The following is a 24,164-nucleotide window of genomic DNA, read 5'->3' on the forward strand; positions in this document are numbered from 1 at the left end:
ACTGCGCCCTCCTTGCGGCCAGCCCGTCGTCAAACATTTTCTTCATATTCCTACGTATCCGCGCAATATCTGCCTCTATGCCTTTCAAAACATATTCCAATTCAGTGGCGCTCCCACAATCATGAGAGAGGTGGGGGTTCCCGTTGGGTAAGCGATGAACCGCAATTGGGACTACCCACGCCGCACCGTGTGAACTCGCCACATGATGGGGATCGTAATGAACACCTAGATAATTTCCGCGCATATTCACCTCCATGCTTTCGCCGAGAATATAGAAAGTGAAGGTCGGAGGCGACAGACCATCTGCTAAAATTCAAACTGTGCCACTACCGGTCTGGCAGGCCGCGGCATGACGGTCTATGCCCCGCGCCATGACTGACAACAGGCACAAGACCGTAGCCCTGCTGGTCGCCGCTGGCACCGGCAGCCGCGCGGGCGGCGACATTCCCAAGCAGTTCCACACCGTTGGCGGCAAGGCGGTGATCGTCCATGCAATGGACGCTCTGGCAGCGCATCAGGGCATTGACGCGATCCATCTGGTCATCGGTGCCGGGCAGGAGGCGCAGGTGCGCGCGCTGCTGGGAGATCGCGCGATTGCCGGGATGACGCAGGGCGCGGACAGTCGGCGCGGATCGGTGCGCGCGGGGCTGGAGGCGATCACGGCAGCGGGCGGCGCGGACAGGGTGTTGATCCATGATGCCGCGCGGCCCTTCTTGCCGGGTGCCGTTGTCGATCGGTTGCTGACAGCACTGGACGGCGCGCAGGGGGCGATCCCGGTGCTGCCGGTCGCCGACACGCTGGTGCGCGGTGCGGACGGGGCGATGGGCGAAGGCGTGGCGCGCGACGGGCTGTTCCGGGTGCAGACGCCGCAGGCCTTCCGCTTCGACACGATCCTGGCGGCGCACCGCGGCTGGGACGAGGGCCGCGAAGCCACGGATGATGCGCAGATTTTGAAAAGCTGGGGCCATGACGTCACACTTGTCGCAGGCGATGAGAGGCTGGAAAAATTGACCTACCCACAGGATTTTGCCCGCGCCGAGGCCAGGCTGGCGAGCGCCCGCACGGTGCGCGTCGGCATGGGCTATGACGTCCACCGCCTCGCCCCGGATGAGGAATTATGGCTGGGCGGCGTGCTCGTCCCCCATGATCGTGGCCTCGCCGGGCATAGCGATGCGGACGTGGCGCTGCACGCCATCGTCGATGCGCTGCTGGGCGCGCTGGCGGAGGGCGACATTGGCAGCCATTTCCCGCCGTTCGACGCGCAATGGCGCGGGGCGTCGTCCGACCGCTTTCTGGCCTATGCGGGCGACCGGGTTATGGCGCGGGGCGGGACGATCGACCATGTCGACCTGACCATCATCTGCGAAGCGCCCAAGATCGGCCCGCATCGCGACGCCATGCGGGCGCGGATCGCCGAGATATTGAGCGTATCGGTCGAGCGGGTCAGCGTGAAGGCGACCACGACCGAGCGGCTGGGCTTTGCCGGGCGACGCGAAGGTATTGCAGCGCAAGCGGTTGCCACCCTCTCCCTTCCCGCGCTATCCTGATCCGATGCCAGACAGCATCCTCCCCACCATCCTGGTCGAACTTGCCGACCGGGTCATCATCGCCAACCGCCGCGCCGGGCGGACCATTGCCGTCGCCGAAAGCTGCACCGGGGGGCTGGTGTCCGCCGCGCTCACCGAAATCGCGGGTTCATCCGACGTATTCGAAGCGGGATTTATTACATATTCCAACGACATGAAGGCGGAACTTCTGAAGGTTTCGCACGATGTGCTGGAAACCTTTGGCGCGGTGTCCATCGCCACCGCCTGGGCCATGGCGCAGGGCGCGCTGCTCAAAAGTCATGCCCATGTCGCTGTCGCGATCACCGGGATCGCCGGGCCAGGTGGCGGAACCGAGCAGAAGCCGGTCGGCACCGTTGTGTTCGCCCGCGCCGAACGCGGGGCAAGCCCCGACAAGATCGTCGCGGACATGCGGCATTTTGATAATGATGGCCGGGGCGGCGTGCGGCTTCAGGCGGCGCTTTGTGCGCTCGAACTGCTGCTGCCCGATTCGCCCGGAGCATAAAGCTGCCCAGCGCGGGTTTCGAACGCGCCAATCATCTTGCGCAGCGCCTTGTCGAACATCTGGCCCGCCAGCATTTCGAACAGGCGATTCTTGAAGGCGAACTCGACCTCGAAATCCACCAGCACCCCGCCCTGCCCATCGTCGCGGAAGCGCCATTCATTGTGCAGATGCTTCAAAGGGCCGTCGAGATAATCGACCCGGACATGGTCGGGCCGATGCTTGTGGACGCGGGAGGTGAAGCTTTCCTTGATCCCCTTGAACCCCACGATCATGTCGGCGACCATTTCCGTGTCGCTGTTCGACCGCACCCGGATCGCGCTGATCCAGGGCAAAAATTCGGGGTAGCGCGCGACATCGGCCACCAGGTCGAACATCTGGGTCGGGCTATAGGGCAGATGCCGGGTCTCTTCATGCCGGTGCATGGATTTACCGGGCGGCCTTGGCCAGCTTCGCCTCACGCGCGGCGCGCATTTCGGCGAAATCCGCGCCCGCATGATAGCTGGACCGGGTGAGCGGGCTGGACGCCACTTGCAGGAAGCCCTTGGCCCGCGCGATCGCGGCATAGGCGTTGAACGCGGCCGGGGTGACGAACTCGATCACCTTGGCGTGCTTGGGGGTGGGCTGGAGATATTGGCCCATGGTCAGAAAGTCGATGTCGGCGGACCGCATGTCGTCCATCACCTGATGCACTTCCAGCCGCTCCTCGCCCAGCCCCAGCATGATGCCGGATTTGGTAAAGATGGACGGGTCCAGTCGCTTGACCGATTCGAGCAGCCGCAGCGACGCATAATAGCGGGCGCCAGGGCGGATGGTGGGGTAGAGACGAGGCACCGTCTCCAGATTATGATTATAGACGTCCGGGCGCGCCGTAACGATCATCTCGACAGCGCGTTCATGCTTGTTGCGGAAGTCGGGCGTCAGGATTTCGATCGTCGTATTGGGCGTCGTGCGGCGCAGTGCCTCGATCACCTTGACGAATTGCGACGCGCCGCCATCGGGCAGATCGTCGCGATCGACCGAGGTGATGACGATATGTTCCAGCCCCATTTCGGCGCAGGCATCGGCCAGATTTTGCGGCTCGTTGACGTCAACCTTGCGCGGCATCCCCGTCTTGACGTTGCAAAAGGCGCAGGCCCGCGTGCAGACGTCGCCCAGGATCATCACCGTGGCGTGCTTCTTGGTCCAGCATTCGCCGATATTGGGGCAGGCCGCTTCCTCGCATACCGTGTTCAGCCCCTTGTCGCGCATCAACTTGCGCGTTTCATGATAGGCCGGGCTGGTCGGTGCCTTGACGCGAATCCAGTCGGGTTTGCGCGCGCGCTCCGGCTTGACAGGGTCACCGGGCATGGGGATCGGGGCGATGTCGTTCATCCGCCCCAGATAGCGATCCAGCGCGCCAGTTGCCAGTCCCCATATGGCCATACTTGCCAGCATCCTTATTGTGCGGCACAGACCAGCGCATGGCTGATTTTTCTAACATGATCGAAGGCTATCGCCGCTTCCGCCAAACGGGCTGGACCCAGCAGCGGGCGCGATGGGACGAACTGAGCGAAGGGCAAAGCCCCAGGGTGATGATCATCGCCTGTTCCGACAGCCGGGTCGATCCCGCGCAGATTTTCGACACCAATCCCGGCGAGATTTTCGTCGTCCGCAATGTCGCTGCATTGGTGCCACCATTCGAGACGACGCCGGGTCATCATGGCGTATCGGCGGCGCTGGAATTTGCCGTGCAGGTGCTGAAAGTCAGCGAAATCATCGTCATGGGTCATGGCAAATGCGGGGGTTGCAAGGCGGCGCTCAGTCATGACCTGAAGGATGCAGAACCCGGCGAAGGCGGTTTCATCCATAGCTGGATCGAGCTGCTGGACCCGGCGCGCGAAACGGTGATCGCCCGTTATGGCGACGATCGCAGCCGGGACGTCGAACGGGCGATGGAGCAGGAAAGCGTCAAGGTGAGCCTGGCCAACCTGCGCAGCTTCCCCTGCGTTCGATCAAAAGAGCGCAAGGGCGCGTTGAAACTGATCGGCGCTTTCTTTGCCATTTCCGACGGCCAACTGCATGTCATGGATGAGCAGAGCGGCATCTTCACGCCTGCCTGAAAGGATATAGCATGACGTCACTGGACGGGCCGAGCGGCAATATCGCCCTGCTGATTGATGCCGACAATGCGTCGGCCGCCCATTTCGATCCGGTGATGACGGTGTTGGCGGAGCTGGGTACGGTCAATATCCGCCGCGCCTATGGCAATTGGAGCAAGGCGACGCTCAAGACCTGGGCCGCGCTGTCGATCGCGCAGGCGATCGAACCGCAGCAGCAGTTCGACCTGACCAAGGGCAAGAACGCGACCGACATGAAGATGACGATCGACGCCATGGATCTGATGGCGAGCGGGCGTGTCAGCGGCTTTGGCCTGATGTCGAGCGACAGCGATTTCACCCCGCTGGTCACGCGCATCCGGCAGCAGGGCATACCGGTCTATGGCTTTGGCCGGATGAATTCGCCGGAGGGTTTCCGCCGCGCCTGTACCCGCTTCATCGACGTGGTGGCGCTGGCAGCGGCCGAAGAACCGATCGCCAGCAAGGTGCCAGCCCCGGCGCGCGCGCCCAAAGCTGACGAAGCAAAAGCCACGCCAGCAAAAGTTGCGCCTCCCGCGTCTGCGCCCGCGCCAGCACCCGCCCCGGTCGTCAAGAAAGCCGTCGATGCGGAAGTCATTAAGCTGCTGATCGACGCCTATGATTCGGTCAAACGCGACGAGCGCGGCTTTGTGCGGCTGGGGTCCGTGGGTCAGCTGGCGGGCAACCGTTCCAGCTTCGACGTGCGCAACTATGGCTATAAGCGGCTGTCCGACCTGGTGCAGGCCATCCCCAACTTCATCACCGAATCGCGTGAAGGCGGACAGGTGTGGATCAAACGGGTGAATTGATGTTGAGGGGTACCCCATATCCCTCTCCCTCAAGGGAGAGGGCTGCGCAGACTTGGCAGCTTGCTGCCTAGTCGTAGCTGGGTGAGGGTGTTCTGCCCTAACGATGGCGCGCGCACCCTCATCCGACTACGCCTAACCTCACTGCGTTCGGTAAGGCTGCGTATCCTTCTCCCTCAACGGAGAAGGTCCATCGTCCCTGTCGCGCTAAACCAAAAAAAGGCCGATCCTGTTAAGGACCGGCCCGTAAAGTTTAGGAGAGGATGCCTGAAAGGCACCGCTCTCTTCAAATATTAGCGCTAATATCGCAAGTGCGAAAAACAGCCGGGCAGTTGCAACTTTTGCAACTGCCCGGCTGAAACAGCATATCAGCGGGTCAGCTTCTTGTAGGCCAACCGCGTCGGACGATCGGCCGCGTCGCCCAGGCGGCGGCGTTTATCTTCCTCATAGGCTTCGAAATTCCCCTCAAACCATTCGACATGGCTGTCACCTTCGAAGGCAAGGATATGGGTGGCGAGGCGATCGAGGAAGAAGCGGTCATGGCTGATGACCACGGCGCAGCCGGCGAAATTTTCGATCGCTTCTTCCAGCGCGCCCAGCGTTTCGACGTCCAGATCGTTGGTCGGTTCGTCGAGCAGCAGCACGTTGCCGCCCTTTTTCAGCATCTTGGCGATATGGACGCGGTTGCGTTCACCGCCCGACAGCTTGCCGACATTCTTCTGCTGGTCCTGCCCCTTGAAGTTGAAGGCGCCGACATAGGCCCGCGTCGACATATCATGGCCGTTGACCTTCACATAATCGAGGCCGTCGGACACTTCTTCCCAGACATTCTTGCTGTCATCCAGATGATCGCGGCTCTGGTCGACAAAGCCCAGGCGCACGGTCGTGCCGATGTCGATCTCGCCCGAATCGGGTGTTTCCTGGCCAGTGATCAGCTTGAACAGGGTCGATTTACCCGCGCCGTTCGGGCCGATCACGCCGACAATGCCGCCCGGTGGCAGCAGGAAGGACAGATCCTCGAACAGCAGCTTGTCGCCGAACGCCTTGCTGATGTTCTTGAACTCGATGACCTTGCCGCCCAACCGCTCTGGCACCTGGATGACGATCTGCGCCTTGCCGGGTGAGCGGTTATTCTGGCCAGCAACCAGTTCCTCAAACTTCTTGATACGCGCCTTGGACTTGGTCTGGCGGCCTTTGGTCCCGGCCCGAATCCATTCCAGCTCGTCATTGATCGCCTTCTGGCGGCCGGACGCCTCGCGGTCCTCCTGCTCCAGACGCTTGGCCTTCTTCTCCAGATAGGTGGAGTAATTGCCTTCGTACGGGAAATATTTGCCGCGATCGAGTTCGAGGATCCAGCCCACGACATTGTCGAGGAAATAGCGGTCATGGGTGATCATCAGGACCGATCCGGCATATTCCTTGAGATGATTTTCCAGCCAAGTGACGCTTTCCGCGTCAAGATGGTTGGTGGGTTCGTCGAGCAGGAGGATGTCGGGCTTCTGGATCAGCAACCGGGTCAGCGCGATGCGGCGCTTTTCACCACCCGACAGATTTTCCACCGACCAGTCGGACGGCGGGCAACGCAATGCTTCCATCGCGATTTCCAGCTGATTGTCGAGCGTCCAGCCATCGACCGCGTCGATCTGCTCCTGCAACGTCCCCATTTCCTCCATCAGCGCGTCGAAATCGACGTCCTCCGGCGGATCGGCCATGATGTTGCTGATCTCGTTGAAGCGATCCATCTTGTCCGCGGTCTCGCGCGCGCCGTCCTTGACATTTTCCAGCACGGTCTTGGTCGGGTCGAGCTGCGGCTCCTGCGCCAGATAGCCGACCGTGATATTCTCGCCCGGCCAAGCTTCGCCGGTAAAATCGGTGTCGATACCGGCCATGATCTTGATCAGCGTCGATTTACCCGCGCCGTTCGGGCCGACAATGCCGATCTTGGACCCACGATAGAATTGCAGGTTGATGTTGCTCAGCACCGGCTTGGCAGCGCCGGGGAAGCTCTTGGTCATGTTCTTCATGACATAGGCATATTGCGAGGAGGCGGACATGTTCGGGCAGCTCCAACGGTAGGATAAGAGGATTTGGCGCGGAGTTAGCGGAGGCGGGACGCATTGGCAAATGGGCGATGGCTCGCTACGCTCTTACCCATGCAGAAAATCCGATCGGGCACGCTTGCCGCCCTCCTCCTTGGCAGCCTCCTCACCCCCGTCCTCTCCCATGCCGCACCGGCAGACAGCGCCGCGATTCGCGACGCGGCGCTCAAGGATGATGTCGCATGGGACTTTACCGAAGGGCTGACCACCGAAGTCGGCCCGCGTCCCGCCGGTACGCCTCAGGAAGCGCGCGCGCGCGACTGGGCAGTGGCCAAGCTCAAGGCGCTGGGGTTCAGCAATGTGCGCGCCGAACCTTATGTCATGCCGGTATGGGTGCGCGGTCGGGATGAGGCGAAAATCCTCTCCCCCTTCCCGCAAAATCTGGTGCTGGCAGCGCTGGGCAATAGCGGATCCACCCCGGACAAGGGGATAGAGGGCGACGTCGTCTATTTCCCGACCATCGCCGATCTGGAAGCCGCGCCCGCCGCCAGCGTGAAGGGCAAGATCGCCTTCGTCAGCCACGATATGGCAGCGACGCAGGACGGCTCTTCCTATGGCTATTTCGGTGCAGCGCGGCGGCAGGGACCCAGCATCGCGTCGAAAAAGGGCGCGATCGCCATATTGATCCGTTCGATCGGCACCGATCATAACCGCCTGCCCCATACCGGGGTGCAGATGTGGGCCGATGGCGTGACGCCGATTCCCGCCGCCGCGCTTTCGGTCCCCGATGCCGAGCAACTGGCGCGGGTGATAGCGCGCGGGCAGCCGGTGAAGCTCCATCTGACGCTGACGTCGAAAATGCTGAAAGATCAGCCATCGGGCAATGTCATCGCCGAAATTCCCGGTAGCGATCCGGCGGCTGGCGTTGTGGTCGCAGCCTGCCATCTCGACAGTTGGGACCAGGGCACCGGCGCGATCGACGATGCGACCGGCTGCGGCATCGCGGCGGCTGCAGCGTTGCAGGTGGCGAAGGCCGGCCAGCCCCGCCGCACCATTCGCGTGCTGATGGCAGGCGCGGAAGAAGTCGGCGGCGACGGTGCGCGCGCCTATTATAAGGCGCATGGCGCGGAGAAACATGCGCTGGCGATCGAATCGGACTTTGGTGCCGATCGCGTCTGGCGCGTCGATTTCAAACTGCCGCAGGGGCATGAGGCGCTCGCTACCCGCATCGCAGCGGCCCTTGCGCCTCTGGGCATCGGGGCCAGCAAACAGGAAGCGGGCGGCGGGGCCGACATCGCGCCGCTGGTCAAAGCAGGCGTGCCGGTGATCGACCTGCAACAGGATGGCACCCGCTATTTCGACCTGCATCACACGCCCGACGATACGCTGGACAAGGTCGATCCGGCACAGTTGCGACAGAATGTCGCCGCCTGGGCGGTGACGCTGAACCTGATCGCCCATGCATCAGAAACATTGGGCGTTAACTGAACTTTTATAGTAGACAACGCCCTGTCGCGTGATTCCTTCGTTTCACCGGCGCAGAAAAGCATTGATTTGTGCAACGCACACGTTAATGCGGGTCGCTCGCGTAGGGTCACATCGTAACGTGCCTGACGCGGCATAATGCTATGGGAGCCGTACACAATGAAGAAGATCGCTGCTGTTTTCGCTTCGGCCAGCCTGATGGCCCTCGCCGCTTGCGGTGAGAAGCCGGCCAACGAAACCGCGAACGCTTCGAACGCCGTCGTGGAAAACGTTGTTGAAAACGCCGTGAACGCTGCTGAAAATGCAACGAACGCTGCTGACAACGCCGCGAACGCTGCGAACAACGCTGCGAACGCGATGTAATCTTCGCATTAGCGAGATTTCCGAAGGGCGGGCCGTATCCACGGCCCGCCCTTTTTGTTTGTGCCCAAGGGATCGGGAACCTCTCCGTCTGCCCATCGGTTGATTCTGAACCGCGACAGGAGAAAATATCATGGGCAAGGGTCTGTTATTATGGCTGATCGGCGTGCCGATCCCCATCATTCTGCTACTTTGGCTCTTCTTTCACTGATCGCCGATTGACGGGACGCGCGATAGGCCGCTAAGGCGCGAGGCGTCGGGGAGTAGCGCAGTCTGGTAGCGCGCCTGCTTTGGGAGCAGGATGTCGCAGGTTCGAATCCTGTCTCCCCGACCACTTCACAAAAATCGCTAATGAAAATCGCGTGATCCGGGCAATATCCGCACATTGCGCGGATGACCATGGGTGCGCACGCGCGACATGACCGGGTGAACGGCCCTACCCTCATCACCTGCTTCGCCCGGTCCCGCCTCGATCAGTGTGGCATGATCCTCCGACAGGCGATCGAGTTCGGCGGTGCGATCCACGATGCGATCCGCCATCAGGTGCAGCACATCGACCGGCCCCTCCCGCACCCGCTGCACCACGCCATGCGCCTCCATCAGCCGTGCGGCCATGACCGGCAGGCGATAGCGGTCCAGCATCCTGGCCCAGAGCAGGATGTTGACGATGCCGGTCTCATCCTCCAGCGTGGCGAAGATCGCATTGCCCTTGCCGGGTCGCTGCCGCACCAGCACCACGCCTGCCACTTTGGCCCGCGCGCCATTTTTCACGCCGCTGATCTGTTCGCTGGTCAACAGCCCTTCCGCCGCGAAAACCGGGCGCAGGAAGGTCATGGGATGTTCTTTGAGCGACAGGCGGGTCAATTGATAATCCGCCGCCACTGCCTCGGATAAGGGCATGGGCGGCAGGGCAGCATCGCTTTCCTCCCCCAGTTCGCGCGCACGGGCGGCGGCGAATAGCGGCAGTTCGCCTGCTGGCATCCGCCGCACGTCCCAGGCCGCGTCACGCCGCGCCCGCCCGATCGAGCGGCAGGCGTCGGCATCGGCCAGCAGATGCAGCGCGCGGGCGGACAGCCGCACCCGTTGCCCCAATTCCTCGATCGACGCGAAGGGACCGGACGCCACGCGATCCGCCGCGATCGCCTCCCCCCATGCCTCGCGAAACCCATCAATCTGGCGAAAGCCCAGCCGCAGCGCGAACGCGCCGTCCTGCCGGTGGCGCGGCACGATGTCGCCCCAGCGGCGATTGGCCGGGGTCCAATGCTTGCCCGCATCGGAATCGTCCGCCGCAATCGGCTCCAGCCCATTGTCCCAGCCGCTGGCATTGACATCGATGCCGCGCACCATGACGCCATGTTCGATCGCGTCGCGCACGATTTGCGCCGGGGCGTAGAAACCCATCGGCTGCGCATTGAGCAGCGCTGCGGCGAACACGGCGGGCTGATAGCATTTGAGCCAGGCCGAGACATAGACCAGCCGGGCAAAGGAAATGGCGTGACTTTCGGGAAAGCCATAGCTGCCAAAGCCCTTGATCTGGTCATAACAACGCTGGGCAAAGGCGCGCTCATAGCCGCGCCGCACCATGCCACCGACCATCTGCTCCTCAAACTCGCCGATCGTGCCGACATTGCGGAACGTCGCCATCGCCCGGCGTAATTGATTGGCGCGCGCGGGCGAAAATTCGGCCGCCGTAATCGCCAGATTCATCGCCTGTTCCTGAAACAGGGGGACGCCATAGGTGTGGCCCAGCACGCCATGCAACTCATCGGCGGGATAGGGCGGTGAAGGCGAAGGAAAGGACCAGCTTTTGGGCTTGCCATCGCGCGCCTCGGCCCGGCGGGCGAGATAGGGGTGGACCATGTCGCCCTCGATCGGGCCAGGCCGCACGATCGCCACCTGCACCGCCAGATCGTAGAAGGTGCGCGGGCGCAGGCGGGGCAGCATATTGATTTGGGCGCGGCTTTCCACCTGGAACACGCCCACACTGTCGCCCCGGCACAGCATGTCATAGACCGGCGCGGCCTCCCCCGGCACCGACGCCAGCGTCATATCGCCCAAGCCATGGTCGCGCATCAGCGCAAAGCCCTTGCGGATGCAGCTGAGCATCCCCAGCGCCAGCACATCCACCTTCATCAGGCCAAGCGCGTCGATATCATCCTTGTCCCATTCCAGAAATGTGCGATCCGCCATCGCGGCATGGTGGATCGGCACCGTTTCATCCAGCCTGTCCTGCGTCAGCACGAAACCGCCGACATGCTGCGACAAATGGCGCGGGAAGGTCAGCAGCCGATCGACCAGTTCTTTCAACTGCATGATCAGCGGATTGCCCACATCCAGCCCGGCGTCGCGGAAGCGCCGTTCCGCCATGCCGCTGGCATGGCTGCCCCACACGGTGCTGCCGATCCGCGCGGTCACATCCTCCGACAGGCCCAGCACCTTGCCGACCTCCCGCACCGTGCTGCGCGGGCGATAATGGATCACGGTCGCGGCGATGGCGGCGCGTTCGCGGCCATAGCGGGCATAGATATGCTGGATCACCTCCTCGCGCCGTTCATGCTCGAAATCAACGTCGATGTCGGGCGGCTCGTCGCGATCCTCCGAAATGAAGCGGGAGAAGAGCAGATTATGCTTGGTCGGATCGACCGAGGTGATGCCCAGATAATAGCAGACCGCCGAATTGGCCGCCGACCCGCGGCCCTGGCACAGGATCGGTGGATCGAGGCTGCGGGCGAACTGCACCGCTTCATAAACGGTCAGAAAATAATAGGCATAGTTGCGCGTGCGGATCAGCGCGAACTCCGTCGCCAGCATCGCATGGACCTTGTCCGGCACGCCATCGGGATAGGCTTCGCCCGCCAGCCGCAACACTTCATGTTCCAGCCAGTCCTGTGCCGCCCACCCCTCCGGCACCGGTTCATGGGGATATTCATATTTGAGGTCAGACAGATCGAACGCGATCCGGTCCAGCACGTCGCGCCACGCATCCACCGCCTGCGGCCAGTCGCGGAACAGCCGCGCCATTTCACGCGCGGGTTTCAGATGCCGCTCGGCATTGGCCTCCAGCCGCCGCCCCGCCTGACGCAGGGTCACGCCATGCCGGATGCAGGTGACGACATCGTGCAGCGGCCGATCCTGCGCCATCGCATAGAGTGCATCGCAGGTGGCGAGCAAAGGCAGCCCCAGCCGCTGCGCCATCGCCGCCAGTCGGGCGAGGCGGCGGCGGTCCGGCCCGGCGCGCGGCATGGTGACGCCGATCCACAGCGCGCCCGGCACGACCTGCGCCAGCCTCACCAGCAGCGCTTCGTCCGCCTCCCCCGCCATGACGATCAGGACCATGTCCTGCGCATGGTCGATCAGGTCGGACAGGCGCAGGTCGCAATCGCCCTTTTGCACCGTCTCCTTGAGATTGCCGACGCTCAGCAGCCGGGTCAGCCGTCCCCAGCCATGGCGATTGATGGGGTAGGCGATGATGTCCGGCGTCCCGTCGGCAAAGCAGAGCCGCGCCCCGGTGACGAGACGGAAAGCCTGCGCCAGCAGCAATGCCTGCGCCGCAAGATGGCGGCGTTCTGTGGCCGACTGCGCGGTTTCGCCGGCCCGTATGCCCTGATCCTCGGCATCCTCGGCCAGCATCTTGCGCACCGATTTAAGCGCGCTCCACGCCCGCACTACCCCGGCCACCGTGTTGCGATCGGCAATGCCGATGCCCGCATGGCCTAGCGCCAGCGCCTGCCCCACCATATCCGCCGGGTGCGACGCGCCGCGCAGGAAACTATAATTGGTCGCAGCCACCAGCTCGGCGAAGTCCGGCGCGGGCGATGGTGGCTCGGATCGCCGCGCCCGCAGCGCTGCGTCGAACGAACCAGGTTGACGTTCCCGGCTCATGCGAACAGGCCGTGCAGATACCAGCGCGGCATCGGCTTGTCCGGCTCGAAGAAGCCGAGGCGGAAGATCCAGAACCGGCGGCCGCGCCGGTCCTCCACCCGGTAATAGTCGCGAATATGGTCCGGCGCATCGCCCAGCAGATAGCGGATATCGACCTCGCCCGGATCGCTGCCGGGCCGGGGCAGTTCGATCGAGACGGGTCGCCTGCGCCACCATTCCCCGGCGATCCGCTCCGGCCCCTCGAACCGGGCGACTTCGTGCAGTGCCCGCCGCCAGCGGAAGCGCCGGGGCGGGCCGTCTGGGACTTCGGCGCCCAGCACCTCGATCGGCTGGGGCGGATCGAACAGATGGATGGGGCGCAGCGGCGGCTCACCCGATTGCGGCGTTGCCCACAGGTCGGACGGCGGCGCATCGAGCGCGGGCAGCGCGAATTCGGCCTGTTCGGGCATATGGCTGTCGCGCGCGCCAAAGCGGCGGACCCGGTTGCGCCCCAGCCGGGTGCTGAGCCGCTCGACCAGCGCCGTCACCGCCGCCTCGCCGGTCGCGCCGCCCTCCAGCCGCAATTGCGACGCACCCAGCGGCTCGGTCAGCGGGACGTTCAGGCGCAACAGGTCGAAACCGAAACCGGGGTCGATCGGGTCGTTGAGGCTGTCGATCCGTTCCCGGATCAAGCGCATCAGCGCAGGCACGTCGCGCATCGGCGCGCCGGTTTCCACGGTCAGGCGGCGCACCAGCCCGTCGCTGCGGAAAAACAGCGCCTCGAACCGGCGTCCGCCATGGCCCCTTTGTTCCAGCAACTCTGCCGCTTCGCCCGCCAGTTCAGCCAGGATCGTCATCATGGTTTCGGTGCGCGCGACCGGTTCGGCAAAGCGCCGCTCGACGCCCAGCCGCGGGACGACCCGGCGCGGGGTCAGCGCGCTGTCCGCCTCCCCCACGATACGGCGGATCGCCATCACCGCGCCTGCCCCGAAACGGGCGGCGATGGACGACATCGGGCGACGCGCGACATCGCCGATAGTTTTCAGTCCCGCGCGGCGCAGTGCCAGCGTCGCTTCTTCATCCAGTTCCAGAGCCGCGACGGGCAGGCGGCGGATTGCGCTATCCTCGTCGCAGGCGGCCCCTGCGACATAGCGGGCCAGCGCCCGCGCGCCCTCCGGCGTCCCGGCAAAGGCCAGCCGCACCGCCACGCCCAGCCGCGCAAGCCGCCGTTCCAGATCGGCCGCCAGCCCCGCCTCCCCGCCAAAGAGATGATCGCAACCGCTGGTATCGAGAATCAGCCCGTCGGGCGGATCGAGCGCCACGGTGGGCGTATAGCGGGTGCAGCCATCAGCCAGCCGCTCCAGCCAGTCCTGATCCTCATGCGGCACATGGTCGAACAGGTCGAGGTCCGGCACGCGCGCGCGGGCGTCGGCCATTGACAGGCCGGGCGACAGGCCCAGCGCCGCCGCAGCCTCATCCACCGCTGCCAGCCGCAGCGCGCCGCGGACCTTCTCGACAAAGGCGCGGGGCCGTTCATCCTGCCCGGCGCACAAATGGGGCCGGGTCAGGCGCAACCGCTCCGCCGGGAGCCAGGGGAAAAACAGGGCGAGATAGCGGCGGTGCCGGGGCGCCGACGTCGCGATCGTCATGCTCTCCGCCTCCCACGCTTCGTCCATCGGGACGTCTGAAACATAGTCGGTCACGGTCCCACTCCATGCGCCAGGGACCGGCCGGGGGACCGGCGCGCCGACGCAGCAATTCGATTTGAAACAAGGATGCGCCCGGCGCGTCCGCCTCCAGCGCGATCGAGGGCGAAGCACTGACCCGCCAGCGTGTATCGGCAGCGCTCGGCGCGGCATCGGCGGCGATTCGCAGCAGGAACAGGGTGACGCCCGACGCTTCAGCGGCCAGCATCAGGCGGCGGCTGGCGGTCAGGTCCAGCCCACGCATCGGTCCCCAGCTTTCCACCAGCACCGCGCCCAGCCCGGCACAGCGCGCTGCCTCTGCCGCCGCGTGGAGCAAAGCCGCATCATCGGGGGCCAGCACCAGCAGCATATTGGCGGGGTCGATGCCCAGTTCGACAAGCCCGGTTGCGTGCAGCTGCCCGACCCGCTTCTGCATCGCTTCGGTACGCAGCCACAGGAAAGGCCGCCCTTCCCCCGCGCGCAGGCTAAACAGGGCAGCAACGCCCGCGCCGCTGCTGGCATCCTCCTGATCGGCGAACAGTTCATGCAGCCGCCCACGCGCCAGCCCGCCACCCAGCGCCGCATCGACCCCGTCATGCCCCAGCGCGAACAGCGCAGCGGGCGCAGTCGTGCGGCGTGGCTCCAGCTGTTGCAGGCTCTCCCTCAACCGGGCAAGAACAGGAGACGAATCGCGCATATGTTCACTATATGTTCTATCGTTCCTTTGCGCCAGTCGTCAGAACAGTGAGTGCGCAAGATACCAGCCGGGCACCGCCGCCAGCGCCAGAAATGTGCCAAGCGGCACCCGCGCCGTCGCCTCTTTCGCGCGGCCCGTCGCCAGCATGACACCCAGCCCCGTCAGCGCCGCGATCAGCAGGATGAAGGGCAAGGTCTGCCAGCCAAACCACGCGCCCAATGCCCCCAGCAGCTTCGCGTCACCCAGCCCCAGCCCCTCACGCCCGCGCATCGCGCGATAGGCGAGCGCAATCGCCAGCAGGCTGCCATAGCCCAGCGCCGCGCCGATAATCCGGTCGACCAGCGCCACATCGGTCGCCCACAGGCCCAGTGTCAGGCCCAGAAAGGCAAGCGGTAGGGTCAGCGCATCGGGCAGCCAAAAGTGCCGCCAGTCCAGCACCGCCAGCGTCAGCAGCAGCCAGCCGAGCAAAGCCCAGCCAATCCCGCCCAGATCCGGCATCGCGCCTATCGCCAGCGCACCGATGACCGCGCAGCTAAGTTCGACCCGCCCATGCAGCGGATCAATCGCCGCACCGCACGTCCGGCAGCGGCCATGCTGCACCAGGGCGCTGAGCAAGGGGATCAGATCGAGCGGGGTCAAAGTCCGGCCACAGACATCGCAGGCCGACCGGCCCCGCGTCACCCCACGCCCCTGCGGCCAGCGCAGGATCAGGGTGGCGAGGAAACTGCCGATAATCGCGCCGACAACCCCGCCCAGCAGCGCCGCCAATATGGGGGTCACAATGTGCCTTCGACCTTCAGCACCTGCGCATTGCCGACCGTCGCAAAGCCCGCCTGCCCCAGCGATGATGCCAGTGTGGGATCGGCAGTCTCGACCCGCATGGTCGCGCTATAGCGGCCCGACCGCCAGATACGCAGCGCGATCGTTTCCATGCCCGACTGGCTGGCGAGCGGCAGCGACAGCGCGTCACCATCGCACGCCACCGCGCCCGAAAAGCCCTGCGACAGGTTCAGCCCCGGAAACTGCCCGGCCATCCGCGCCCGCACCCGCCCTTCGCCATGACCGCAACGGTCGCCGGTAAAATAGGCCGACACATCCTCCATCTGGAGGCTGGCGATCGGCAGCGGTGCGAAGGTGCGGCCCAGCGGCACCGCGCCGCTCACATCATCCACCCCGATCCGCCCGAACCCGACGGTCAGCGCACCGGATATGTCGTCGGCCAGCCCCTTGGTCCGGGCAATGTCGAACCGCGCCCGGCCTGTCAGCAATGCCAGCGGAGAAAGCCCCGCGCGCACGCTACCCATTGGCATGTCGCCCAGCATCAGCTGGTCGATCCGTCCGCTCCACACCGTTCCGCGTACATCGCGCGCAGCCACGCCCAGCCGCTCCAGCCCGGCCAGCCCCAGCGCAACCCGCATCGGCAAAAAGAGGAGCAGGCCCAGCAGCACGATCACCAGCAACGCAATCCGCATCCGGCGCGAGAGGGTGAGGCCCATCATTGCCCCGCTCCCCGCACCAGCACCGCCTGCACCGAGAGGCTGCCGGCGGTCGGCGCAGGCCGCGCGCTCATCGTATCGACCCGCACCCCCTGCGCCTCCAGCGTCGCGATCCAGGAAAAGAGCGCGACCGGCCGGATTGAGGCGATGGCAATCTCCATCCGGTCCGCGCCCTGCGCCTGCGCGCGTTCCAGTGTCAGGCCCGCTTCGCCTGCGCCCTGCCCGACCAGCTGGTCGAGCGGCGCGGCCGGGCCGGTTTCCACCGCACGGGGCAGCGCCTTCAATTGCCGGACGGCGGCGCGCACCGCTGCGTTGCGATCCGTCGCCTCCAGCAGCGTATCGCGCGCCGATCGCTGCGCCCGGTCGAGCGGCATCGCCACCCCGAACCAGAGAATCACGCCTGCCAGCAGCGCGAACATCACGCCCAGCATCACTTGTTCGCGGGGCGATCGTTCCGCCCAAATGACATGCATCCGTTCCATCATGACCGCACCGTAATCTCTGCCAGCGTCCGCCCGCCCGGCTCCTGCGCGGGTGTCGCCGTAATGGTGAAGCCCGCTGCCTGAAGCGCGAGCAGCACGATGTTGATGTCATCCGCCTTCGCCGCCGCCAGCGTCGCCCGCAGCATCCCGTCCGGGTCGCGCGACAGGCTGGTGAGCGCGACACCGGGCGCATCCTGCATCGCTGCCATCAGCGCCGCCACCGGGGCGGTAAAGGCCCGTCCGCCAGCGCCCCGCGCGGCCAACTGCTGCTCCATCGCGCCAAGCGCTTGGCGCGCATCGCTTGCGCCGGGCACGACCTGCTGCGCCAGCGCCAGGCTGTCTGCGTCCAGCCGACTGGCCTCGCGATGGCTTTTGACGATGCCGACCAGTGCGATCAGCAGCGCGGCGAACAGGATCAGTCCGCTCCACAACGCCACCCGTTTCAGCGCACGCTGATCGACCTGCCGCCGCACACGCTTGGCGAAATCACCCTGCCGCAGGTCGATCGGCGGGGCATCCAGCGCGGCGATCGCCCGTCCCTCGATCACGCCTTGCGACACATCGGTCACCGGCGCGTCGCCGATCAGCGTGGGCAAGGCCATGTCCCCGGTCAGCGCCATGTCCGCGCCCCGCAACACCGTCATGCCGCCAATGACGCCGCGCGAAAAACCCGCCTCCGGCTCCGGCAGCAACAGGGGCGCAGGCACGATCATGTCGGGGTCCAGCCCATGATGCTGCGCCCACAGCAGCCAATGCTGCATGTCGCCGCGCGCTGCCAATGCCACAATATGGGGTTGCGCCGGGTCATCCTGCGCATCGGTCACCGCAAACAGCTGATCGGCAGGCAATATGCCCTCCGCCAGCGCCGCCAGCCGCGCCGCCGCCCGCGCCTGCCGCACCGGCAAGTCGGGATGCAGCGTCCAGTGCAGCGCCACCAGAGCCGCCGGCGGCACCAGCATCACCCGCGCAGCATCGGGCAAAGCCGCTATACCGCAAACCGCCAGCCAGTTCGCGCCCTCGCCCGACTGCACCAGCGCGCCATCCGCGACCCGCATCCAGTGCGGCGGCGCATCCGCCGCTTCGGGCAGAAAGACGATCAGGGCATCGCGCGCGCTCATGCCCCTGCGCCCCAGCTGCGCCGCACCACCACCGCCGGGCTTTCCCGCGCGTCGATCAGCGACCGCTCCACCAGCTGCGTTCCCCCGACAGTCACTGCCACGTCCACTCCGAAAAACCCCGTCGTCAATTTGACCTGCTCGGCCACCTCGGTCATCGGCGAAAGGCCGGCGAGCGAGGGCAAAGCCCAGAATTGCACCGTGCTGCCGTAGCCGTCCACGGGCCGCTGCGCCAGCAATTGCCGCGCCTGCGCGACGCTCAATTGCCCCGGCAACAGCATCGCGAAGAGCGGCGCCTGATCGGGCAGCAACGTATTGATGTTGATCGGCGACAGATCCGTGACCGGCAACGCGCACACCCATGGCCGCACCGTCGCATAGATGGCGGGCGTGATGCCGTTCACCGCGCGCAATTCGCTGGCGTCGATCATCAGGCGGTTGGCCGCGCGATAGGGCCGCTGCATCTGCGCATAGGCCGCATCCTCCGCCCCGCCCGGCTGCGGATCGCCATCGCTGTCGATCCAGTCGGCCAGCCCCGCCGCAGCACCCTGCGCCTGCCGCGCATCGACGCCCAGGGCCACCAGCAGCGCCTGAAATTGCGATACGCCGATCGACCGCACCTTCAGGCTCGCCTCACTCTCGCCGCTCACGACGCTATTGAGGTTGAAGCAATTGCCACCGTCGTTCACCCGCGCCGTCGCCGTGCCGCCCGGAACCGGGATGCTCTGCGGCGCGCCCAGCCAGCCGCCCGCCAGCGTGATCTTCGCCGGATTGGCCGCGACCAGATCGCCGATCCGCAAGCGCGCGACCGCCGTACCGGCATCGGCATAGGCGCGCGCCTGATCGATCGCGCCGCCATTGCCGGTCATCCGCGTGGCCAGCGCCACCCGCTCCAGCGCGGTCGCGGCGACGACCGCCATGACTGCGACTAGCAGCAACACGGTCAGCAGCGCCGCGCCCCGTTCATTGGGTTTGCGCGGATCAGGCACCGGGGGTGCCTTCGATGATCGGCTTTTCGACCGGGCCGGGCGCGACCAGAAAGCGCAGGGTGACGGGCGGCTCGCCAGTGCGGGTGAGCGTCATCTCCACCGCACGGGGCAGCAGGTCAGGCTGGGTCGGAGTCCAGTCGTCGCGCCATTTGCCCGCCGCATCGCGGAATTTCAGCGCGACCGCCTCGACATTCTCCAGCAACGCTGCCGGCTCATCCCCCGCCGCGCCATCCAGCTGCGCATAGGTCCGCCGCTCCAGCCGTCCCTGCCGCACCCAATATTCGACCTTTTGCAGCGATGGCCGGGGCAGATCGCCCAGATTGTCCCAGCCGCAGCGCACAAATTGCATCACCGGCTGATCCTCGCTGTCGTGATGCGCCCAGAAGGCCGGGGCCAGCGTACCGCTCTCGGTACGGGTGATGCGTGGCACCGCCTGACCCAGATCGCCCGCCAGCGCCCCGCCCGCCCGCTGCACCGCCGCCATATCGTCCAGCCGCGCCTTGACCTGCGCCTGCGCCGACACGCTGTTACCCAGCAGCAGGACGCCAGCACTGGCCAGCATCGCAAAGATCATGAGGGCAACGAGCAGTTCGATAAGGGTGAAGCCGCCGTCACGCTTGATCTTTTCACCTTCACATCCGTTCGTTTCGAGCGTGTCGTGAAACGTCTGGCACAGTGCTGGCCGTTTCTCGACTTCGCTCGAAGCGAACGGATGTTGGTTGAGGCGCGCAGCCATCACTCCACCACCCGCACAAAGCTCAGCACCACCGGCGACGCGCCGGGCTGGCCATCGACGGTCAGGTCGACCTGCAACAGGCGCTGGTCGTCGGTCGGCTTGACGGTCCGGCTCCAGTGCCAGCGCCGCCCGCCATTCTGAACCTCGCCATCCGCCTCACCGACCGAGGGCGGCACGGGATCGCTCTGCACATCGACCATCAGGTTGCGCGCCACGATCTGGCCTAGCGCCTTGCTGTCCAGATCAGCCGCCGTGCGCAGCGTCACCCCCTGCAACCGCACCAGCGCCAGCGCCGCCAGGCTGAACACCGCCAGCGCGACGAGCATTTCGAGTAGCGTGAAGCCCTGTTGGGCGGAACGCATCAAAGGCGTGAAGCCGCGCTCATTGGCACTTGAGCGCGTCCCCGCGCAGGCGGGGACCCAGTTCAGGTCGCGGGCCTGGGTTCCCGCCTTCGCGGGAACACGCCGAATAAGGTTCCTACCCACCGACCATGACCTTCCCCGCCATGTCGACCGTCACCGAAACCCGTTCGCCCTCGCGCGCCAGCGTCACGGTCAGCGGATCGGTCGGCAGGCCGGTGCCGTCGAACGCAATCTGCTGCCGCCCGTCCTTGCCGACCAGCGCGCGCGTGCCGCTTTTCCAGTTGGCGGTGACGAAGGGCTTGTCCTCCAGCGCCACCCATTGCCCGCCATCGCGGCGCTGAAAGCCATAGCCGGACGCGGACACCCACAGCCCCATCGGCGCAGCCGTCACGACCGCTTCGTCGCGCGCGGCGGCCACGCGCGCGGCGAAGCGGTCGGCATCCTCGATCACGCGCCCGCGCGGATCGGGAATGGCCAAAACCACGGCAGCCGAAATGAAACCGATGATCGTCAGGACGACCATCAGTTCCACCAGCGTGAATCCTGCATCGGATGCCGGATCAGAGTTCGCTGGAATAGATATCCGCATTTTCACTCTCGCCGCCCGGCTGGCCATCCGCACCCAGCGAACTGATGTCGAACGCGCCCTTGCGCCCCGGCACGGTATAGACATAGGCGCGGCCCCACGGATCGTCGGGCAGCTTCTTGATATAGCCGCCACGCCGGTAACGCTGCGGCTGCGCCAGCGATGCGGGCGGATTGAGCAGCGCCTGCAACCCGTCCGACCCCGCCGGATAGGTCAGATTGTCGAGCCGATATTGCTCCAGCGCCTGTTCGATGGTCGCAATGTCCGCTTTCGCCTTCTCGACCCGCGCCGTGTCAGTCGCGGGGATGACGTTGATCGCCACGATCGTCGCCAACAGGCCGATGATGACGATGACGACCATCAATTCCACGAGAGTGAAGCCGGCTTCGCCGTCTCTTTTCCCGTCATCCCGGCGAAGGCGGAGATCCATCTCCCCAGCCTTAAATCCAGGTTCGACGTTGAGAGATGGATTCCCGCCTTCGCGGGAATGACGGAGGGTAAGGGTCTTACGCATATTCAACTCCTAAGCCCCGGTCAGGCTTTGCAGCTGCAAAATCGGCAGCAGGATGGACAGGATGATGACGGCGACGATCGCGCCCATCACTATGATGATGATCGGCTCCAGCATGGCCAGCGCGGTCGAGGTAAAAGCGTCGAACTCGCGTTCCAGATAGTCCGCCGCCCGCTCCAGCATCGTATCGAGCCGCCCGGCGCTTTCGCCGCTCGCCGCCAGATAGACCAGCAACGGCGGGAACACCCCCGCCCGCCTGAGCGCAGCCGACAGGCTGCCGCCTCCACGAATAGCCTCGACAATATCATCCGAAGCACGCCGCAGCACCCGGTTGTGGACCGTATTGGCGGTCAGCGTCAGCCCCTCCAGCAAGGGCAGGCGGCTCGCCACCATGGTTGAGAGCGTGCGTGCCATCCGCGCAGCGTGCAGATCGCGGATCAGCTTGCCCAGTACCGGCAGGCCCAGCAGCATCGCGTCGAAGCGATAATGGAAGCGCTCATTCTTCATCGCGCGCCAGAAGCCGACGCCGGCCAGCCCGATCAGGATCAGCAGCAGCCACCACCAGCCCGCAAGGAACGCCGACAGCCCCATCACCATCCGGGTCAGCAGCGGCAATTCCTGCCCCACCGTATCGAACTGCTCGACCACCTTGGGTACGACGAAGATCATCAGCGCCGCGACCACCAGCACCGCGAAACTGGCCAGCACGCTCGGATAAGCGATCGCGGTCAGCACCTTGGACCGCATCAGCGCCTGCCGCTCCATCAGGTCGGACAGGCGCTCCATGATCGCGGGCAGGCTGCCCGAACTTTCACCAGCGGAGATCATCGCGCGGTAGAGCGGCGGAAAGCTTTTCGGCTCCACGCCCAGCGCATCGGCCAGCCGCCGCCCTTCCATCACGCCGCCATGGACCTTGCCGACAATGAGCCGAACATGGTCCTGCTCACTCTGCCGCCCGATGGTGCGCAGCGATTCCTCCAGCGGGCTGACCTGGGTGAGCGTCGCAAGCTGGCGCGTGAACAGGGTCAGTTCCTTGGGGCTGAGGCGCGGGGTGCGCAGCGACAGGCCCGCCCGCTTGCGCGCCACTTCAACCGCGCCGACGCTGAGTTCGACAATGAACAGCTTGCGCGCGTCCAGCTTTGCCCGCGCATCCTCCAGCGTTTCGGCCTTCAGCGCGCCTTTCCGTTCCTTGCCCGCCGGGTCTATCGCGACATAGTCAAACTCAGCCATCGACGATAGTTTCCGCGTCCACGCTGTCGCGCCGCGACACGCGGATCGCTTCCTCCGCCGTCGTCTGCCCATCGCGTACCAGCGCCCGCGCCGCCGATCCCAGATTGGGGGCGTTGAGGAAAGCGTGGCGCGCGATCAGCGATTCATCACCGCCATCGTTGATCAGGCGGCGGATCGTGTCGTCCACCCGGATCGCCTCGAACACGCCGATCCGGCCCTTGTAACCGGTGCCGCCACATTCGCCGCAGCCTTTGGCGCGATAGATGATCGTGCCGGGGTCGAAGCCCAGCAGCGCGCTGGCCGACTTGTCCGCCTGCACCGGTTCGCGGCAATGCTGGCACAGCCGCCGCACCAGCCGCTGGGCGATGACCGCGCGCAGGGTGGAGGCGAGCAGGAAGGGTTCGACCCGCATGTCGCGCATCCGCGTGATCGCCCCGACCGCGTCATTGGTGTGGACGGTGGACAGCACAAGATGCCCGGTCAGCGATGCCTGCACCGCAATTTCCGCCGTCTCGCGATCGCGGATTTCGCCGACCATCACCACATCGGGGTCCTGCCGCAAAATCGCGCGCAGCCCGGCGGCGAAGGTCAGCCCGACCTTGGCATTCACCTGCGTCTGGCCCACGCCCTCCATCGCATATTCGACCGGGTCCTCGACGGTCAGAATATTGCGGCTGCCATCGTTCAACTGCCGCAAACCGGCATAAAGCGTCGTCGTCTTGCCCGATCCGGTCGGGCCGGTGACCAGGATGATGCCATTGGGTTCGCTGAGGCCTTCGCGGAAAATCCGGTCCGGCACGCCGTTCATGCCCAGCAGGTCGAGCGTGATCCCGGCATTTTCCTTGTCGAGAATGCGCAGCACCACCCGCTCGCCCGCCCGGCTCGGCAAAGTCGATACGCGCACGTCGAGCAGCTTGCCGCCCAGCGTCAGGCCGATCCGCCCGTCCTGCGGCACGCGCCGTTCGGCGATGTCGAGCCGCGCCATCACCTTGACGCGGCTGACCACGACCGGCGCGACATGGGGCGGCATCCGCAGCGTTTCGCGCAACACCCCGTCGATCCGCATCCGCACGACAAGGCCGGTTTCATAGGGTTCGATATGAATGTCCGACACGCCCTGCCGCGCGGCTTCGGCGATGATGCCGTTGATCAGGCGGATAGCGGGCGCGTCATCGGCGCTGTCGAGCAGATCGTCGGCAGTCGGGATGTCGGCCGCCAGCATATCCAGCTCGTCCGCGCCCATATCGATCGACCCGGCCATGGCCGCCGCGCTGCCATCCATCGCATAATGGTTGGACAGGTGCCGGTCGAATTCGGCCGGATCGACGAAACTGACATCGAAACTGCGCGCCAGATGGCGGCGGACTTCGAGCAGGATGCGCGGATCACTCCCCTCACGCACCGCGATGGCGAGGCGTTCGCCCTCCTGCGGGAGCAGGACCACGCCATGCTTGCGCGCGAAACTATAGGGAATATCGATGGCGCGTGGGGTGGCGGTGACCGGCATCATAGCGACGGGTTCACTCACAAAAACCTCCGT

23 protein-coding genes and 1 tRNA gene are annotated in these 24,164 nt (G+C 65.4%); 7 read left to right on the forward strand and 17 right to left on the reverse strand.

Features of this window, described 5'->3' with window-relative positions:
• Positions 1-359 precede the first annotated feature (359 nt).
• Together ACODSR_RS11800 and ACODSR_RS11805 are read left to right on the forward strand one after the other, a co-directional pair.
• Positions 360-1,547 carry a bifunctional 2-C-methyl-D-erythritol 4-phosphate cytidylyltransferase/2-C-methyl-D-erythritol 2,4-cyclodiphosphate synthase gene (locus ACODSR_RS11800; RefSeq protein WP_489076656.1) on the forward strand — a complete coding sequence of 396 codons (1,188 nt, stop codon included), beginning with the start codon at positions 360-362 and terminating at the stop codon, positions 1,545-1,547.
• A gap of 4 nt (positions 1,548-1,551) precedes the next feature.
• A complete protein-coding gene (locus tag ACODSR_RS11805) occupies positions 1,552-2,070 on the forward strand; it encodes a CinA family protein (RefSeq protein WP_119743800.1) in 519 nt (172 codons plus the stop codon).
• On the opposite strand, the gene ACODSR_RS11810 is transcribed toward ACODSR_RS11805, so the two are convergent.
• Together ACODSR_RS11810 and lipA are read right to left on the reverse strand one after the other, a co-directional pair.
• Positions 2,016-2,492, reverse strand: a complete 477-nt coding sequence (locus tag ACODSR_RS11810) for a type II toxin-antitoxin system RatA family toxin (protein ID WP_217672196.1) — start codon at positions 2,490-2,492, stop codon at positions 2,016-2,018. The genes ACODSR_RS11805 and ACODSR_RS11810 overlap by 55 nt on opposite strands.
• A 4-nt stretch (positions 2,493-2,496) precedes the next feature.
• Positions 2,497-3,492, reverse strand: coding sequence for a lipoyl synthase (gene lipA / locus ACODSR_RS11815; protein ID WP_294136407.1), 996 nt, complete (start codon positions 3,490-3,492; stop codon positions 2,497-2,499).
• A 38-nt stretch (positions 3,493-3,530) separates the two neighbouring features.
• Between lipA and ACODSR_RS11820 the strand changes: the two genes are divergently transcribed.
• Together ACODSR_RS11820 and ACODSR_RS11825 are read left to right on the forward strand one after the other, a co-directional pair.
• Entirely contained in the window at positions 3,531-4,169 is a 639-nt protein-coding gene (locus tag ACODSR_RS11820) for a carbonic anhydrase (RefSeq protein WP_489076659.1), read from the forward strand.
• 11 nt (positions 4,170-4,180) lie between these two features.
• A complete protein-coding gene (locus ACODSR_RS11825; RefSeq protein WP_489076661.1) occupies positions 4,181-4,993 on the forward strand; it encodes an NYN domain-containing protein in 813 nt (270 codons plus the stop codon).
• Between the two features lie 365 nt (positions 4,994-5,358).
• On the opposite strand, the gene ettA is transcribed toward ACODSR_RS11825, so the two are convergent.
• A complete protein-coding gene (gene ettA / locus ACODSR_RS11830) occupies positions 5,359-7,044 on the reverse strand; it encodes an energy-dependent translational throttle protein EttA (RefSeq protein WP_489076663.1) in 1,686 nt (561 codons plus the stop codon).
• Positions 7,045-7,143: 99 nt separating this feature from the next.
• On the opposite strand from ettA, the gene ACODSR_RS11835 reads away from it, so the two are divergent.
• From ACODSR_RS11835 to ACODSR_RS11845, 3 genes are all read left to right on the forward strand, one after another.
• A complete protein-coding gene (locus ACODSR_RS11835) occupies positions 7,144-8,517 on the forward strand; it encodes a M20/M25/M40 family metallo-hydrolase (RefSeq protein ID WP_489076665.1) in 1,374 nt (457 codons plus the stop codon).
• 156 nt (positions 8,518-8,673) lie between these two features.
• The gene (locus ACODSR_RS11840) at positions 8,674-8,877 is read left to right on the forward strand and encodes a hypothetical protein (protein ID WP_119743806.1); all 204 of its coding nucleotides are present in this window, start codon (positions 8,674-8,676) and stop codon (positions 8,875-8,877) included.
• Positions 8,878-9,131: 254 nt separating this feature from the next.
• A tRNA-Pro gene (locus ACODSR_RS11845) sits at positions 9,132-9,208 on the forward strand.
• Between the two features lie 14 nt (positions 9,209-9,222).
• Here the strand turns inward: ACODSR_RS11845 and ACODSR_RS11850 are convergent.
• From ACODSR_RS11850 to gspE, 14 genes are all read right to left on the reverse strand, one after another.
• Positions 9,223-12,756 carry an error-prone DNA polymerase gene (locus ACODSR_RS11850; RefSeq protein WP_489076667.1) on the reverse strand — a complete coding sequence of 1,178 codons (3,534 nt, stop codon included), beginning with the start codon at positions 12,754-12,756 and terminating at the stop codon, positions 9,223-9,225.
• Entirely contained in the window at positions 12,753-14,384 is a 1,632-nt protein-coding gene (locus ACODSR_RS11855; RefSeq protein WP_489076669.1) for a Y-family DNA polymerase, read from the reverse strand. The genes ACODSR_RS11850 and ACODSR_RS11855 overlap by 4 nt, the downstream gene beginning before the upstream one ends.
• Positions 14,269-15,117, reverse strand: a complete 849-nt coding sequence (locus tag ACODSR_RS11860) for an ImuA family protein (protein WP_489076671.1) — start codon at positions 15,115-15,117, stop codon at positions 14,269-14,271. Before ACODSR_RS11860 ends, ACODSR_RS11855 begins: the two co-directional genes overlap by 116 nt.
• 39 nt (positions 15,118-15,156) lie before the next feature.
• Positions 15,157-15,897, reverse strand: coding sequence for a prepilin peptidase (locus ACODSR_RS11865; protein WP_489076673.1), 741 nt, complete (start codon positions 15,895-15,897; stop codon positions 15,157-15,159).
• The gene (locus tag ACODSR_RS11870; RefSeq protein WP_489076675.1) at positions 15,894-16,616 is read right to left on the reverse strand and encodes a type II secretion system protein N; all 723 of its coding nucleotides are present in this window, start codon (positions 16,614-16,616) and stop codon (positions 15,894-15,896) included. Before ACODSR_RS11870 ends, ACODSR_RS11865 begins: the two co-directional genes overlap by 4 nt.
• Entirely contained in the window at positions 16,613-17,098 is a 486-nt protein-coding gene (locus ACODSR_RS11875) for a type II secretion system protein M (protein WP_489076677.1), read from the reverse strand. The genes ACODSR_RS11870 and ACODSR_RS11875 overlap by 4 nt, the downstream gene beginning before the upstream one ends.
• Positions 17,095-18,213 (reverse strand): type II secretion system protein GspL, encoded by a 1,119-nt coding sequence (gspL, locus tag ACODSR_RS11880; RefSeq protein ID WP_489076679.1) that lies wholly within the window; start codon positions 18,211-18,213, stop codon positions 17,095-17,097. Before gspL ends, ACODSR_RS11875 begins: the two co-directional genes overlap by 4 nt.
• Positions 18,210-19,199, reverse strand: coding sequence for a type II secretion system minor pseudopilin GspK (gspK, locus tag ACODSR_RS11885; RefSeq protein ID WP_489076681.1), 990 nt, complete (start codon positions 19,197-19,199; stop codon positions 18,210-18,212). Before gspK ends, gspL begins: the two co-directional genes overlap by 4 nt.
• Positions 19,192-19,935 (reverse strand): type II secretion system minor pseudopilin GspJ, encoded by a 744-nt coding sequence (gene gspJ / locus ACODSR_RS11890; protein WP_489076683.1) that lies wholly within the window; start codon positions 19,933-19,935, stop codon positions 19,192-19,194. The genes gspK and gspJ overlap by 8 nt, the downstream gene beginning before the upstream one ends.
• On the reverse strand, positions 19,935-20,297 hold the full coding sequence (gspI, locus tag ACODSR_RS11895; RefSeq protein WP_489076685.1) for a type II secretion system minor pseudopilin GspI: 363 nt from the start codon (positions 20,295-20,297) through the stop codon (positions 19,935-19,937). The genes gspJ and gspI overlap by 1 nt, the downstream gene beginning before the upstream one ends.
• A gap of 115 nt (positions 20,298-20,412) precedes the next feature.
• Positions 20,413-20,886, reverse strand: a complete 474-nt coding sequence (locus tag ACODSR_RS11900; protein WP_489076687.1) for a GspH/FimT family pseudopilin — start codon at positions 20,884-20,886, stop codon at positions 20,413-20,415.
• Complete coding sequence (gene gspG / locus ACODSR_RS11905; protein ID WP_489076689.1) at positions 20,858-21,313, reverse strand: type II secretion system major pseudopilin GspG; 456 nt, start codon at positions 21,311-21,313, stop codon at positions 20,858-20,860. The genes ACODSR_RS11900 and gspG overlap by 29 nt, the downstream gene beginning before the upstream one ends.
• 93 nt (positions 21,314-21,406) lie before the next feature.
• Positions 21,407-22,624 carry a type II secretion system inner membrane protein GspF gene (gene gspF, locus ACODSR_RS11910; protein WP_489076691.1) on the reverse strand — a complete coding sequence of 406 codons (1,218 nt, stop codon included), beginning with the start codon at positions 22,622-22,624 and terminating at the stop codon, positions 21,407-21,409.
• Positions 22,617-24,131 carry a type II secretion system ATPase GspE gene (gspE, locus tag ACODSR_RS11915; protein ID WP_489076750.1) on the reverse strand — a complete coding sequence of 505 codons (1,515 nt, stop codon included), beginning with the start codon at positions 24,129-24,131 and terminating at the stop codon, positions 22,617-22,619. Before gspE ends, gspF begins: the two co-directional genes overlap by 8 nt.
• Between the last annotated feature and the right edge of the window lie 33 nt (positions 24,132-24,164).

The sequence above is a fragment of the Sphingobium sp. FG125 genome (assembly GCF_057809795.1).